We start from the raw sequence: 271 nt of genomic DNA, 5'->3' as shown, positions 1-271 counted from the left end.
CGATGGTCGACGCGTTCCTGGGATGCCTGCCGCGAATTCTCGAAGTGAAGACGCACTGGGATCTGCAGGAGGCGGATCTTGGTGTAGAGAGTGCGCCGGGAGCATCTGCGAACGCGGTGAGTGAAGAAAGCGAAGACGGCGCTCCGGCTTCACCCCGCGAATAAGCCCGGGTCGGGGCTAAGCATGCGGCGGGCGCGGCGCGCGCTCGCGATCGTTCTCGCGCATCTCGTACCACATGCCGTTGAGGATGGCGAAGCTCGCCGCCAGGCCA

General features: G+C 65.3%; 1 protein-coding gene. It reads right to left on the bottom strand.

Annotated features, from left to right (window positions below; all coding sequences use genetic code 11):
• Positions 1–177 precede the first annotated feature (177 nt).
• Positions 178–271: cytochrome bd-I oxidase subunit CydX (gene cydX / locus OH705_RS29730; RefSeq protein WP_267303470.1), on the bottom strand; the 94-nt coding region annotated here is incomplete at its 5' end.

It is taken from the genome of Pseudomonas sp. BJa3 (assembly GCF_026343815.1).
Taxonomy (GTDB): domain Bacteria; phylum Pseudomonadota; class Gammaproteobacteria; order Pseudomonadales; family Pseudomonadaceae; genus Aquipseudomonas; species Aquipseudomonas soli.
Note: the sequence above shows the minus strand (reverse complement) of the source record. Positions and strands in the feature narration are given on the sequence as shown.